At 35.0% G+C, this 13,850-nt stretch carries 16 protein-coding genes; 8 read left to right on the top strand and 8 right to left on the bottom strand.

Translation table 11 applies throughout. From position 1 onward, the window contains the following. The 8 genes from AA088_RS18530 to AA088_RS06490 form a co-directional block, all read left to right on the top strand. A partial coding sequence (locus tag AA088_RS18530) for an RHS repeat-associated core domain-containing protein (RefSeq protein WP_206539837.1) occupies positions 1-805 on the top strand: 805 nt, incomplete at its 5' end. After that, positions 805-1,329 (top strand): hypothetical protein, encoded by a 525-nt coding sequence (locus AA088_RS06520; RefSeq protein WP_046744117.1) that lies wholly within the window; start codon positions 805-807, stop codon positions 1,327-1,329. The genes AA088_RS18530 and AA088_RS06520, both read left to right, overlap by 1 nt. A 394-nt stretch (positions 1,330-1,723) precedes the next feature. After that, a complete protein-coding gene (locus AA088_RS06515) occupies positions 1,724-2,146 on the top strand; it encodes a prepilin-type N-terminal cleavage/methylation domain-containing protein (RefSeq protein WP_046744116.1) in 423 nt (140 codons plus the stop codon). After that, entirely contained in the window at positions 2,146-2,625 is a 480-nt protein-coding gene (locus tag AA088_RS06510) for a hypothetical protein (RefSeq protein ID WP_046744115.1), read from the top strand. The genes AA088_RS06515 and AA088_RS06510 overlap by 1 nt, the downstream gene beginning before the upstream one ends. Beyond that, a complete protein-coding gene (locus AA088_RS06505) occupies positions 2,625-4,034 on the top strand; it encodes a GspE/PulE family protein (protein WP_394332085.1) in 1,410 nt (469 codons plus the stop codon). Before AA088_RS06510 ends, AA088_RS06505 begins: the two co-directional genes overlap by 1 nt. 4 nt (positions 4,035-4,038) lie before the next feature. Further along, positions 4,039-6,216: a type II secretion system protein GspD gene (locus tag AA088_RS06500; RefSeq protein WP_046744113.1), complete on the top strand. Its 2,178-nt coding sequence runs from the start codon at positions 4,039-4,041 to the stop codon at positions 6,214-6,216. Beyond that, on the top strand, positions 6,216-7,412 hold the full coding sequence (locus tag AA088_RS06495) for a hypothetical protein (RefSeq protein WP_046744112.1): 1,197 nt from the start codon (positions 6,216-6,218) through the stop codon (positions 7,410-7,412). Before AA088_RS06500 ends, AA088_RS06495 begins: the two co-directional genes overlap by 1 nt. Continuing rightward, positions 7,405-7,932, top strand: a complete 528-nt coding sequence (locus tag AA088_RS06490; RefSeq protein WP_046744111.1) for a hypothetical protein — start codon at positions 7,405-7,407, stop codon at positions 7,930-7,932. Before AA088_RS06495 ends, AA088_RS06490 begins: the two co-directional genes overlap by 8 nt. Position 7,933: 1 nt before the next feature. On the opposite strand, the gene AA088_RS06485 is transcribed toward AA088_RS06490, so the two are convergent. The 8 genes from AA088_RS06485 to AA088_RS06450 form a co-directional block, all read right to left on the bottom strand. Then, positions 7,934-9,073: a type II secretion system F family protein gene (locus AA088_RS06485; RefSeq protein ID WP_046744110.1), complete on the bottom strand. Its 1,140-nt coding sequence runs from the start codon at positions 9,071-9,073 to the stop codon at positions 7,934-7,936. Further along, the gene (locus tag AA088_RS06480) at positions 9,070-9,540 is read right to left on the bottom strand and encodes a prepilin-type N-terminal cleavage/methylation domain-containing protein (RefSeq protein ID WP_046744109.1); all 471 of its coding nucleotides are present in this window, start codon (positions 9,538-9,540) and stop codon (positions 9,070-9,072) included. The genes AA088_RS06485 and AA088_RS06480 overlap by 4 nt, the downstream gene beginning before the upstream one ends. Next, a complete protein-coding gene (locus tag AA088_RS06475) occupies positions 9,533-9,850 on the bottom strand; it encodes a hypothetical protein (protein ID WP_046744108.1) in 318 nt (105 codons plus the stop codon). Before AA088_RS06475 ends, AA088_RS06480 begins: the two co-directional genes overlap by 8 nt. Further along, positions 9,838-11,163: a hypothetical protein gene (locus AA088_RS06470; RefSeq protein WP_046744107.1), complete on the bottom strand. Its 1,326-nt coding sequence runs from the start codon at positions 11,161-11,163 to the stop codon at positions 9,838-9,840. The genes AA088_RS06475 and AA088_RS06470 overlap by 13 nt, the downstream gene beginning before the upstream one ends. Before the next feature lie 3 nt (positions 11,164-11,166). Beyond that, the gene (locus AA088_RS06465) at positions 11,167-11,640 is read right to left on the bottom strand and encodes a hypothetical protein (RefSeq protein ID WP_046744106.1); all 474 of its coding nucleotides are present in this window, start codon (positions 11,638-11,640) and stop codon (positions 11,167-11,169) included. Next, positions 11,637-11,999 carry a fibronectin type III domain-containing protein gene (locus AA088_RS06460; RefSeq protein WP_052752804.1) on the bottom strand — a complete coding sequence of 121 codons (363 nt, stop codon included), beginning with the start codon at positions 11,997-11,999 and terminating at the stop codon, positions 11,637-11,639. The genes AA088_RS06465 and AA088_RS06460 overlap by 4 nt, the downstream gene beginning before the upstream one ends. Positions 12,000-12,002: 3 nt before the next feature. Then, positions 12,003-12,728 carry a hypothetical protein gene (locus AA088_RS06455; RefSeq protein WP_046744105.1) on the bottom strand — a complete coding sequence of 242 codons (726 nt, stop codon included), beginning with the start codon at positions 12,726-12,728 and terminating at the stop codon, positions 12,003-12,005. A gap of 116 nt (positions 12,729-12,844) precedes the next feature. Further along, entirely contained in the window at positions 12,845-13,849 is a 1,005-nt protein-coding gene (locus tag AA088_RS06450; RefSeq protein WP_046744104.1) for a PorP/SprF family type IX secretion system membrane protein, read from the bottom strand. Between the last annotated feature and the right edge of the window lies 1 nt (position 13,850).

Below are 13,850 nucleotides of genomic sequence, written 5' to 3'. Positions count from 1 at the left end.
GCGCTGGATGAATATTGATCCGCTTGCTGAAAAATACTATGATGAATCGTCATATAATTACACCTTGAATAACCCAATATTTTTTATAGACCCAAATGAGGAAAGAGTAGACGTCACTGATTTAAAGAATGGAGGGACAGATGAGGATAAATGGTTATTAGTTCAATTAATGATGAATTTGTCTGAAATCTCAGGAGAAATAATCTCAACAAGAACAGATAAAAATGGAAATACAATTTTAGCGTTAGGAGATTGTAATAGTAGTACAATGGCCAGTAGCTATATCTCTAATTTAATTAACGATAATAGTAATACCATAAGGGTTAAAAATAATAGTAGCGATGAGACAGTAGATAAAAGAACGGGAAGAAAGAATAGAACCTATGGATCAAGAGCAACTGCAAGCGGAGACATCTATTTAGATGCAAATCAAATTAATAGCTTACAAGAGTCCTTAAATGCTGTAGATATCAATGGAGAGTCTATGAATACTGGATTTATTTTTCTGCATGAGACTCTTCATACTAAATATGGAGCATCATTTTATAATAGTAATTCGGATAATTCGGAAAAGGATAAATATGGACGTTTTCCTGATATTCAAGGATTTTTTGTTGACCAAGGTGGATCGACAGTGAACAGAGTTAATGTATTTAGGAAACAAATGGGTTTATCTCGTCGTTTATCTTATTCTTCTTGGGATCCTGAAAATCCTGGAAGTATAACTTTTGAAAAGGATGGAAATCCAATTACTGTACCTATTGTATCTAGTTATAAATTTATTAATTCAAAAAAAGTATTTTAATGAAAAGGTTATTCATCTCTCTTAGTTTTTTAATTCTGATATTTGGTTGCACAGGCTCTAAAGAAAGATTAACGAAACGTGAATCTTTTATAATAAATAATTGTACTAATTATATCAAGGATTTTAGCAAGAATAATTGTTATTTAGTTGATCCATATTTTAACTATTTTTCATTTTCAAACTATTCCAGTGAAATAAATAAAATTTTATTAAAAAAAATGTATAGTAACGAAGATAATTTAAAAGAAATAGAAAAAAAGATTAACAAAGAGTTTTTCCAAAAATATAATAGTGATTTAAATAATTTATCCACGTGTGATGAGAGTTATTATATTATGAGTTTTTCAGGTATTGATAATAACATGGTTATAGGATATTTTTCTAAAAGTTTAAAAAAAATAAAAAATACAATGTTAACTAGAGATTACGAACTAAATGAAAGTGAAATAAATTTTTTTATTTTTTTATTAGATGAAAAAGGAAATATAAAAGAGGTGATAAAAGATAGTGTAATTTTTAATTAAAAGGGAAATGGTAGTTAATGGGGCAAAATTGTGCTCTGCAATAATCTCTACAACTATTTTAAAAAACGTATCCCAAAAACGGAAAATCCCTTGAATAGAGATATTTGGTAATGGTTCAGATTAGCTGATAAACTATTTTGAATTATTAATATTTGTAAAAGGATGGACACTATGTTTATCCTTTTCTCTTTATAATACCTATAAAAAGGTCTAAAAACATATTTTTTTATCTTAATAAATACAAATCAGCTAATAGAAAAGATAACCATTCTCTCCTCTTCAAAAAATACATAAGCGTCACAAATATCATTGCTACATATACTAATTTAGAGAAGTTGAATATTCCCTAAAAATCCAACTGATTCAACTAAAAATAGCCATAGAAATACTTTGTATGAAGCTTATAAAAAACGCATTATCAACAAATAAAGTCAAAGCATTCAATCTACAAGAAATTCTAATAGTCCTTGCGATTATTGGGATTCTATTGCTCATTGCCTTGCCAAACTTAATGCCTTATATCTCAAAGGCAAAAGCCACAGAAGCACAATTACAACTCAAAGCAATTCACTCGATGCAAACTCAGTATCGCTATTTGTATTCGCGTTATTCTAATGATTTTAACGAAATAGATTATGAAGCGCCACTAACAACCGACAAAGGTGGAAATGCACGCTATTCCTATGAAATTATTGCTGCCGATGGCGGCACATTCAAAGCACGTGCAGAAGCGGTAGAAGACTTTGACGGTGACGGAATCCGAAATGTTTGGGAAATTGACGAAAAAGGCAATCCCAAAGAAATTATAAAAGATTAATGCTAGCGGTAAAAATCATATTACTCCTGTCACTCTTCGGAATTCTTTTTCAAGACATCAAAGAGCGAAATGTATATTGGTTTCTATTTCCAATAGTAGCCTGTGCTGCGGGTTATTTATATTTTTCAAATACATTCTCAGCCCTATTTTGGCAAACTGTAATGGTAAATTTTGGAGTGGTAGTACTCATTTTATTAGTACTTCAAATCTATGCAAAACTTAGACTAAAAACGAATTTGCAAAACGTATTTGGACTAGGCGATGCACTATTATTTTTTGCGCTATGCGTAAGCTTTCCCATCGCTTCATTTATCATCTTTTTTGTGTTTTCGTTGTTATTTTCTCTGATGATTCACTTTGTATTTAAAAATAAAACACAACTACAAACCGTACCACTTGCAGGCTATATGAGTCTATTTTTTATAGGAATCTATCTGATGAATTGGACAGGAATGCTTACTAATATCTATAGCGTATGATAGAAGTACAAGACTATACCATAGATGTTTCCCTGCAACAACTCATCAGCAGCTCGCAAGCGTATCACTATCGTGTGATTCCGATTTCGCTTGAAAATAATGTTTTGACGTTTAAGTCAGTTGCTACTGATGAATCTTTGCGTAGAGAACTTGCTATTGTATTTGATAAAGAAATTCGACTAGAAACAGCATCTGCCGAGAATATTGAAAAATACTTAGCGACCAATTTTCGTAAAACCATCACTAACAAGGCAGAAGCATTACACTACACAGACGACTTTTTAGAGAAAATCATCATGGCTGCCAAAGATATTGGAAGTAGTGACATTCACTTTGAACCGTATGAACATTCTTGTAGAATTCGCTTTCGTTTGGATGGAAAACTCAAAGAGCAATATATCATTCCTATGGCAGAATATCCTGTGATTATCAACAAAATCAAAATCAAAGCGCAGTTAGATATTTCCGAAAAACGGTTGCCACAAGACGGACGTATCACCATCAGCAATGTGCAAGGGGAATTTGATATTCGCGTCTCTTCCCTACCAACCTTGCATGGAGAAAAAATGGTGCTTCGAATCTTAAGTAAAGATGCCAATCATATCAATTTGGAGGAACTAGGTTTTTCTAAAGAGGAATTATATACCTACAAAGAAATCATTAAAAAGCCCAATGGAATCATCTTAATTTCGGGACCAACAGGCTCTGGGAAAACTACCACGTTGTATGCAACACTAAAACTGCTCAACGATACAGAGACCAATATTCTCACCATCGAAGACCCAATTGAATACACCCTTGAAGGGATCAATCAAGTACAACTCAAAGAAAACATTGGACTCGACTTTTCAAGTACGCTTCGCACCTTTTTACGTCAAGACCCTGATGTAATTATGGTAGGAGAAATTCGTGATGCCAAAACCGCCAATATGGCGATTCGTGCGGCACTTACGGGACATTTGGTATTGTCTACCATTCACACCAACTCTGCATGGGCAACCATTTCAAGATTGATTGATATGGACATTCCGCCATTTTTAATTGCAAGCACACTTAATATGAGTGTCGCACAACGACTCGTTCGAAAACTCTGTAATCACTGTAAAAAAGAGCAATCTATTGAAACAGCTACATTACCGAAAGATGTCACGCTTCCAAAGCACATACAAACGCATCACGTTCCAGTTGGCTGTAATGCCTGCTATCAAACAGGCTATTTAGGTAGAAAAGCCATCTATGAAATTATTCCGATAGGCACAGAACTCATCCATCACATCAAGCAAAATGAAACGGAGATTTCTGCCTATCTAAAAGAAAAAAATATTCGCACATTAAAAGACAATACGATGACACTTATCGGAAACGGAACAACTTCCGTCGACGAGGTGTACGCATTATTATCAAATTAAAAACATGAAGAAATATATTCTCATCATACTATGTTTTATCCAATTCTCGGTGTTTGCACAAGAAACACCGCGTATTGAAGCTATCAAAAGTCAAATAGAAACCTTAGCAGTAGATAATGTTGGACTCACTGAAAATGTAAAAACGGACATCAGTGTTGCCAATGTATCGCTTAGTAGTTTTTTGCTCGCTGTGGCGGAAATTCACAAGCTGAACTTTAATATCTCATCAGAATTAAACAAAATTACCATCGCGAATAATTTTCCAAATGTAACAGTGGCAGATTTGCTTGTTTTTCTATGTAAAGAACATGAGCTCACTATTGAATTTACAGGAAACATTCTCTCGATAAAAAAGTATATCAAACCTGTCGAAAAAATAGTTCCAAAGACCATTCCGATGAGCTATGATATGAAGAATGACCGCGTGAGTTTGGATATTAAAAATGATACGTTGTACACGGCTTTTAAAAAAATAATGGACAAAACGGGAAAAAATCTTGTATTCTCTTCTGATATTGAAAATAAGCCGATTACATTTTATGTAAATAATGCTTCCTTTGATGATGCGATGGGGCAATTAGCCTACGCAAATGGATTGTACATGGAAAAAGCCAGCAATGGTTTTTATATTTTTGAAAATGATGTGCAAGCAGTTGCAACTGAAAATTCCACTAGTGGAACACCAAAACCACAAGTGCGAAGAAGAAAGTCCAATTTTGATTTTAAAGTCTTAGACAAACAACGAAAAATTGTGGAAGTAAACTTTACCAATGTACCTATTGATGCGGTCATTCATGATATTGGAACGGCACTGGATATAGATATTTTCACTTCCACACCACTCACTGATGCAGGAACGGCAAGTTTTACTTCCAAAAGTATCTATTTTGATGATTTGCTTACCAAAATGTTTGAAAGCAATCAAACGAATTTGATGATAGAGTCTGCAAATAACAACAATCGAAATACCAATCAAAATAATCCATCAGCAAACACGGCGCAAACCTTTTTTACCTTCAAAAAAGACCGAAATATGTATATTTTCGGAACTGCCAATCAGCTGAGTTTACGTGAAATATCCATCATTCCGCTAATGCACCGTTCTATTGAATTACTTACAGATACTAGCGGAGCAGGAAATACCACGCGTGCCAGAAGTAGCAATGTTGGTCAAAATACAGGATTTGGCACATCAAATCAGTTTGATTCTTTTTCCAATACGGGTAGAACCACACTGAATCGAGCAGGACAAGGCAATCAAGGAAATGGCATTGCAAACACCAATAATAGTCAAGCGGAAGCGCTGATTAACATTTTACCATCAGATTTAATTGCAGATTTGCAAATTGAAGCAGATTATGAACTTAATAGTTTCTATGTCAGTGGACCAAGTTCAAGTGTGAAGCGTTTTCGCAACTTTGTTGAAAAAATAGACAAGCCTGTGCCTGTGATATTAATTGAGGTAATGCTGATTGACGTAAGTAAATTATCGGTGGTAGAAACAGGAATTAGCTGGGGAATTGGCGACTCACCGACACGAACTAGTGGTAGTTTATTTCCGAATACGAACTTAACCTTGGGCGCAGAAACGGTTAATCGTGTCATTGGTGGTTTTGATGGTTTTGGTTCATTTAATCTAGGAAAAGTAGTCCCAGAGTTTTTTGCAAACATTTCTGCGATGGAACAAGATGGTGATATTAAAATTCGTTCCACACCAAAAATCTCAACACTCAACGGACATCGTGCGACACTTTCCAATGGAACCACCTCGTACTATGCGGTAACACAGCGTAATATTTATGGAACAGACAATCCGCAGACTTCAGAAATCACTAATTACTATCCTATTGATGCAGAACTTGGAATTTCTATCAAACCGATTGTTTCTGGAGACGGACAAGTCACCCTTGATATTTTTGTGATTCAATCTACTTTTGGAAATCGCATTGACGATGCTGCGCCGCCAGATATCAGTTCGAGAGAATTTCGTTCCATCATCCGAATGCGCGATCAAGACATTGCGGTGTTGGGCGGAATAGAAGCTAAAGAAAAAAGAGATGAGGGAAATGGCGTGCCGTTTCTAGCTAGAATTCCAGTAATCAAATGGTTTTTTAGCAAGCGAAAACGTCAAGATTCCAAATCTAAATTGACAGTTCTTATAAAACCAACAGTCATTTATTAATGCTCGACATCCTCAAAACATATCTTTTATACGGCACTATCTATTGCGGCATTGAACACAATAGTAGCAATGCTATTGAAGTGATGCTGCTCAAAAAGAAAAAAAAGGAAGTTGTCATTGAAAACTCGTTTTCAGGGAATACTATTGATGAAATAGTAGCGAAATTTCCCAAAAAACAGCATGCCTTTTTAATTGTGAACAACGATACGGTACTGAGTAAATTCATTGAGAGTACTGAAACTGTTCAAAATCAGCTGTTGTATGAGGCATTTCCAAATTTAAAAATTAATGACTTTTATGTCGAAATTGTCTCTGACGGAAACTTTCACACCATTGCCATTTGTAGAAAATCTATCGTTGATACGCTTATAGAAACCTACAGAAAAAAAGGAGTTTCCATTGTTGGGTTTTCACTCGGTAATGTCATGACGGCTTTGGTGAATGATTTTATAGAAACGCCAACATACTACACCTCTAATGCAAAACTGACAAAAGAAAATAATCACATTACAGAAGTTTCTTTGGTAGCAGATATTCCAAGAGAATCTTACGAGATTAACGGATTGGAAGTTAAAAATACACAACTACTAAACTTTGCAGGCGCATTATCATACATCTTACAAAGTCAAAAAACGACTTCCAATTTTGAAGATGCTAAAACCAAGTTGATAACTGATTTTAGTCAGACGCGTTTTTTTAATCAATTCATTGTATTTGGATTGGGTTTTATCTTGTTGTTGCTATTGCTAAATTTTTTTGTGTTTAATTCCTATTACGAAGCTGTAGAAACGATGAAACAAACTGCTTCGGTGAATAGTTCACAAAAAGAAAAATTACTAGACCTTAAAGCAATAGTTGATGAGAAGCAAAAAACGGTAGAGGATATCTTAAAAAACTCTTCCTCAAAAAGTTCTTTTTATATCGATGCCATTGCAAACTCCCTTCCGAAGACGATTCAACTTGCAGCGCTCAATTATCAACCAATTTTAAAACGCATCAAAAAAGACAAGCCGATTCCATTAGACAGAGACATCATCACCATTGCTGGAATTTCTACCGATAGCGATTTGTTTTCTACTTGGATTCAAACCTTAGAGGCAATGGATTGGATTGTAACAGTAACAGTTGTAAACTATGGTTCACAATCGAAAAATACTACTGATTTTTCACTAAAAATTCGATTGCTACATGACTAATACGCTTAAAAATAGATTGCTTGTAGGTGGATTTTTAGTACTGCTTTTTTTGTGCTATAAATTCGCGATTGCTGGTACGTTTGCACTGAAATCAGAATATGCTGCGCTTGTAAAAGAGCAAAAAATCTTTGAAAACACACCCAAACAAATGGCGCTTTTAAAAAAGAAGCAGCAGTATTACGATTCGCTATTGACCAAATACAAGATTGGAGGCACTTCATTGCAAAACAATCTTTTAAATACGGTAACTACTTTTTCCAAAGCAAACAATTTACAAGTAATTGATTTTTTAGAACCGCACGTATTTAGTGAAAAATCGTTACAAGTAAATACCTATTCGTTTACGGTAGAAGGACATTTTAATGCCATTTTACAACTCATTTATACGCTGGAACAACGCACCAAATACGGCGAAGTAATTAGTGTGTTGTATGAAAAAAAGAAAAACTATCGCAGAGGAACTTCGTATTTGCAAGCAACCATTGTGTTGCAAAGTTTTGAGTCTATGGCTTCAAAGTAATTTATCCGCCCAAAACCGTTCCGAGTTTAAACATCGGTAGATACATAGCAATCAAGATGATTCCTACCATAATGCCCACAAGTACAATAATGAGTGGTTCCATAATCGTTGACATCATTTTGGACTGACGCTGGACTTGCTCATGATATTGCACATTTAAGCGGTCAAAAATAAACTCGGTTTGATTGGTTTGTTCGGCTACTTTGACAAGCGCTATCATTTTATCACTAAAGATTGGATGCGAAGCCAAACTCTCGCTCAGTGTTGCTCCTTGTAAAATAGATTGCTCCACACTTTCTAACGCAACTTGCAATGGATAAAATACAATCATTTTTTTAACCAGTTGAATACTGTTAATCACAGGAACCTTAGATGCGGATAACAAAGCAACTGCTTGGGTGAATTGTGATAAATACACCGTTTTGATGAAGTTTCCAAAAAATGGCAATTTCAGCAAAAAAGTATCTTTAAAACGACGATACCATTCTTGTTTGTTCACTAAAAATCGAGAAGAAAATAAAGCAATAAACCCCAAAAGTAACCACAAGCCATAGGATTTTAAGAATTCCGAAGCACTGATGATAAACTCTGTAATGCCTGGCAGTGAGACTTTATTCTGTTTAAAGATATCTTGAAACATCGGCACGACAAACTGCAACATAAAAATGACCACTAAAAATGCGGTACTCATAATAATGATTGGATAGGTAAGCGCACTTTTTACCTCGCTGCGTTGCTGATTTTTTCTTCCAAAAAAACTTCCCAATTGTTTGACTACTTCCGCCAGCGTTCCTGTTTCTTCTCCAATTTTGATAGAATAATATTCATACTGCGTAAAAGCTTTGTGTGACTTGATGGCTTCTGACATGCTTTGCCCTTCAATTAAATCGGCAACTAGTTTTCCTAGAATCTCTTTGGCAGTTTTTTTCTTTTGCGATGCATAGAGTAATTCCAATCCTTCTTTTAATGAAACACCTGCACTGAGCAAAACTCCAAGTTCAGTATAGAAATCTTCTTTGAGTTTGTTAGAAAATCCTTTGCCAAACAGCACAATTTCTTTTTGTAAAATAGCGGAAATCTCAGAAGACTTTCTGCCAGCTGCTTTTTCTTTTGGACTGATATTTTCAAGATTAAAACTCATGGGTTCATATAGGTATTGGCAGTATTTCGTTTGTAGATAAAAATAGCCGCGTTTTTATATTCTTTGGCAGTAGTAAGCTTAAAGGCATCTATCTTGTCAGCGGTCGTCTCTTTGCCTTCAAAATACAATTGAATCTTTTCGATAGAAAGCGCAAACGTGTCAATTTCCTTGTGCACAAAATCTTTTTCAATTTGATAGCGAACTGTATCAATTTCAGAGGTAAATACGAGTGTGTTGTTAAGCTTATCATACTGCACCTGATTGGAACGATGCATGTCAATGTATAGCGATTGCTCCAACAAACTGATGCTCGTTGTATTTTTGAAATTTGTCTGAATACCGCTCATTTGCTTTTGCACCAATTCCAACACCGAAAATGCAATACCAGCGACAATTACCGTAATTAATATCACGATAACCAGCTCGCTAAGAGTAAAAGCTCTTATGGTGTGTTTGCGATTATTCATAGTGTTCTACACGAATCGTTTTACTTGTTTTTTGATGAATTGCTTCAAATATGAGTTTGTTATCAACGCGTTCTACTGAAATGTCCCAATTATCAAATACTTCGTCATATGGTACCGAAATCTGATGGTGTATGGATAAATAGGCAAGTTCTGAAATATGAGTTTTTAGCGCATCTGTATTTTGTCGAACCGTATTGTTAAAGAGTGAGTTCAACAAAAAGGTGGATATCATAAATACCAGCACAATGAGTACTGTGGCAACTAAGGTTTCCATCAGTGTTGCTGCTTTTATTTTTTTTAGTAGAGCCATTTCATCACTTTTTGTTCTAAGTTTTCAAGTGGAAAACCCACATAGTTCTCTGATAATTCCAAACTTGAAATCGTTCCATTATAGATATGATTTTGATAGACAGAACCGAACTGTTTGGTGATAAATCCACCTGTATAGACACTTCCTGCTACATTTCCTAGCAATTCTAGCTGTTGCTGACAATACACGACGCCTTCAAGCAAGGTATTTTCTTTGAGCATGATTTGCGGTTCAAAATGATTTTTACTCTCGCCTTGCAAAAAACAAATCAAGCCTTTCACTTCCGTATGTTGATCAATGAAAATATGTTTTTTTACTTCTTTGTTTGATACTTCTTCTAAATCATCTTCAGCCGTGAGAACAAGCGCTGAAGGATAGAACAGCTTACAATCTTTCCCTACCAGAATTTGCTCACTCGCAATAGCTTGGAATGTACCTTGTACATTGGCTTCAATTTCAATGATTGGTGCAATTAGAATCACATCTTTAAGCGTAGCAGAAGCAGCAACTTTTATTTTGGTGTTAGAGCGAATCAGAATGTTTCCAATAAGTTGCATATTTACTAAATCTAATTCTTCATTACTAAAAACGGTTTTTACAGGTTTTGTAAATGAATTGACATACGTTTTTCCTTGCCTAATTTCTATAAAGTGCTTGTCATCTACAGGAAGTGGCATTTTTTGAAGCATCTCAATATGATTTTTAAGCTGCGTTGGAAACTTTGGAAGCGTTTCACTGCTTTTTAAAATTCTTCCATAAATGAGTTTAGTTCCATAATACGAATTTCCAGAAATCGTTCCTGCGCGAATACCTCTTTCGGGTAAGAATACCTTTCCTTCAATTTTGGTATTTCCCACGACAATCAAAGGACGATGCGTTTCTTTTAGGTACAATGATGTTCGCTGATTGTTCGATTGAAAACCACTTGTCAGTGCCATTTTCTCAAAAGCTTTTCCTTTAACTTTAGTTTGCGCATACACTTTTCCAAAAACACCCCAATAGTTTTTTTGAACTTTGGAAGTAATGTTTCGCTCTTCATCAATCACCTTAAAAAGCGTATCTCGTTTAATTGAAAAATCATCCAATTCCGCTAAGATGCTATTTTCTGTTGCTACGACAGTTTCGATAAGTAAATCAGACTTTTTTTCAAACAAGGAATATGAATGTACTAAAACGATAAAGACCGACAATAACACCGCAATAATGGCAGCAACTAGAATTGCAAATTGCAATGCACCTGCTTGTACTCGATAATCGAGATTTATAAAGTTCCATGACTTTCGTAGAAATCGTTGACCTTTGTAGAACCTCATAAGCTATTTTGCTACAAGAATTGTCTTTTGTGCTCCTTTATATTGAATACTAATAGACTTTTTACTTCCTTTTAAAAGCTTGATTTCATCAATAGTTTTCCCCACTTTAAAAAGCTGCTGTGTTCCATTAATGGCAATGATATAAATATCCTGCGAGCTATTATCCGATTTAGAAATTACACCCTTGTAGACAATCGAAGGAAAAACAACCGAAACTTTTTTACTACTTGAAACATGCTTTATTTTTGAAGTCTTTTTTTGCAGATAAGGTTTTCCCAAAAACGGATCACGATGTTCGCTATTAATGGAAAAAGTATCTTTCTCTATGGTTTGTTTAGGCGAAAAATTAACTTCTGAATTTACCGCTAGTGCAGGAGTATCGTCAGGATTTAATTTGGAAAAAATCTGATAACCAATCGCTCCCCAAATCCCTAACACAATAGTGAGTAATAGATATGTTTTTCCTTTCTTGGTCATTCTTCCAACGTAAACGAATAGGTTGAATAAGAGGTTGTATAGCCGCTGTTTTCTGCTCGTACACGCCACTGATAGGTGTTTCCTGCTTCTAGTTGTACAGATATAGAGTTATCCGTAAGTGTTGAATCTACTACCAGTTGCAAAATATTCTCAAAATCAGGTTTAGCGACTTGCACTTTGTATTGCTTCGCATCTTCCATTGCATTCCATGAAAGCGTTAGCGTTGTCATATTGAGTGTGGAATTGTTCGCTGGAGCCATTAAGGTTACAATATCATCTGAAATGTCAGGTACTTCGATAATATCAGAACAACTTATTAAAGTCAGTATAAATACTATATAGCAATAATATTTTTTCATTTGTTAGAGTTTAAAATAGTCTTTTTGTTGGGTTGCCTTTCGTGCTTTACGATGCGTATTCGGCGGACAACCCTCGGCATCACTTACTATATCAGCAATGATAAGGTTGTGCTTGCTATCTTCTTTCCAACAGAAATTAGAAGTCTGATAGCCAAATACAACACCATTAGATGTTTCTAGTGTTTGGGTTTTACCGTCAATAAAAGTAAGTAGCAAACTAAATTTCTTAGCGTCTGATTGCGTCAAAAAAACTTCCGACGCATTCTTTAGTTGTGTAATGTGCTCTTGGGAAAACGCTACCGAAATACTTGTTACCATTTGTGCATCTTCCTTTGTTTCTAAATAAGAACGCAATCCCGTATTTTTGGTATTGTTAAGTGCTGATGTAATTGTCAACCGATCCATAAATTGTAATACAACATATTCAGGTTTTACTTTTGATGAATCTGAGAAGTTAAGCGCCATCTTTTCTTGCTTGTTAGCTTTAGAAAACAGTTTAAAAGTTTTCTTTGAAAAATAAAATGGCTGTACATTCAGTTTTACTTTCTTATAAAACGAAGGAGACGTGATATTTTTATATGTGTTTGTAATAAGAGTTTCTCTTAATAAACCTATTGACCCTAACTCCACAGGAGTCTCTGTGAGAATTAAAGATTCTTGATTTATTAAGATTGTTTTACAGCTTATGGTAAGAAACAAAAAAGTAATTCCTCCGAAAAAAAAGCGCATATCTCTATTTTTTTTGAAAAATAGGGAAAGAAATTAGAATAGTTAAAAATAGTTTATAAGCGTAAAAAAATGTAAGATTCAGCTGTAGTGGATAAAATTGTTAAATTTATAGTTTTCTAATCTTGATAATCAGGGCAACCAAAACAACGTTTGGCTTCCGTGTCAAATTGATAAGTCAATGAAAGCTCATACACGCCGCCTGTACGTCCAATTCGTGAGGTATTAAAGTCATATGACACACCGAATCGGAAATTGGTATACTGCAATCCTGTAAATGCATTGATAGATGTTAAAATGTGACTATTACCGCTGTTTTTTGACGGATTGGTCACGAAGGTAGAGCCAACAAAAAAACGCCCAATTGAAAGGGAAGTTCCCATATCAAAACGGTTGAAACGTCCCTGATGCATATAATTACCTGTCAATAATACACGTGTTTCAAACGGTAAAAAGCGTACATCGATAATATCGGTCACTAAAAATTCGTACCCAGCACTGACAGAAAAGAATGTTTCTAATGGAACATTTCCATTAGCAGCCAAGGAAATATTTGGTCGATTTAAATGTTTGGCGGAAATACCAATCCACGCATTTTCGGTATTGAATAGCAAGCCTGCGGATATGTCCCAAAAACCAATACGATCATTCAACAATAACAAATCAATCGAAGACGTATTGATAACGCCTGTTTGAATATTGATTTGATCTTCCAAAAGTAGTCCTTGAAAACCAAAATTTTTCCAACCGCGACCAAATTCCAACCCTGGTCGGAAATACCAATCATCTCCTAATTGAACTTGATACGCATAGTTGACATTGATTTGTGAAAAGGTGTAACCACTTTGACTTTCACGCTGATTCAAAAAACTGATACCAACACCACTATTGGCTTCGGGAAACCACGTACTGGCAAAACCGTAATTTGTGTCAATTCGAAACCCTAAAGCGGGCCACTGTGTCCTGTGAACAATCCCAATATGAGTGGTTTCTAAAAACCCTGCAAATCCAGGATTTAGTGTTTGCGGTACTAAAAAATATTGTGAAAATATAGGGTCTTGTGCTTTTAGTTGAGGGGCAAAGCAAAATCCTATGATGAGGAGAATATATATTTTTAACTTCATG

This window comes from Kordia zhangzhouensis (genome assembly GCF_001005305.1).
GTDB lineage: Bacteria > Bacteroidota > Bacteroidia > Flavobacteriales > Flavobacteriaceae > Kordia > Kordia zhangzhouensis.
The sequence above is the reverse complement of the archived record's forward strand: the minus strand, read 5'-3'. Positions and strand labels throughout refer to the sequence as shown.

Bases quoted from the DNA above. Each gene is read 5' to 3' on its own strand.
- AA088_RS06520 (WP_046744117.1), top strand. From the start codon at position 805: ATGAAAAGGTTATTCATCTCTCTTAGTTTTTTAATTCTGATATTTGGT.
- AA088_RS06515 (WP_046744116.1), top strand. From the start codon at position 1,724: ATGAAGCTTATAAAAAACGCATTATCAACAAATAAAGTCAAAGCATTC.
- AA088_RS06510 (WP_046744115.1), top strand. From the start codon at position 2,146: ATGCTAGCGGTAAAAATCATATTACTCCTGTCACTCTTCGGAATTCTT.
- AA088_RS06500 (WP_046744113.1), top strand. From the start codon at position 4,039: ATGAAGAAATATATTCTCATCATACTATGTTTTATCCAATTCTCGGTG.
- AA088_RS06495 (WP_046744112.1), top strand. From the start codon at position 6,216: ATGCTCGACATCCTCAAAACATATCTTTTATACGGCACTATCTATTGC.
- AA088_RS06490 (WP_046744111.1), top strand. From the start codon at position 7,405: ATGACTAATACGCTTAAAAATAGATTGCTTGTAGGTGGATTTTTAGTA.
- AA088_RS06485 (WP_046744110.1), bottom strand. From the start codon at position 9,073: ATGAGTTTTAATCTTGAAAATATCAGTCCAAAAGAAAAAGCAGCTGGC.
- AA088_RS06480 (WP_046744109.1), bottom strand. From the start codon at position 9,540: ATGAATAATCGCAAACACACCATAAGAGCTTTTACTCTTAGCGAGCTG.
- AA088_RS06475 (WP_046744108.1), bottom strand. From the start codon at position 9,850: ATGGCTCTACTAAAAAAAATAAAAGCAGCAACACTGATGGAAACCTTA.
- AA088_RS06470 (WP_046744107.1), bottom strand. From the start codon at position 11,163: ATGAGGTTCTACAAAGGTCAACGATTTCTACGAAAGTCATGGAACTTT.
- AA088_RS06465 (WP_046744106.1), bottom strand. From the start codon at position 11,640: ATGACCAAGAAAGGAAAAACATATCTATTACTCACTATTGTGTTAGGG.
- AA088_RS06460 (WP_052752804.1), bottom strand. From the start codon at position 11,999: ATGAAAAAATATTATTGCTATATAGTATTTATACTGACTTTAATAAGT.
- AA088_RS06455 (WP_046744105.1), bottom strand. From the start codon at position 12,728: ATGCGCTTTTTTTTCGGAGGAATTACTTTTTTGTTTCTTACCATAAGC.
- AA088_RS06450 (WP_046744104.1), bottom strand. From the start codon at position 13,849: ATGAAGTTAAAAATATATATTCTCCTCATCATAGGATTTTGCTTTGCC.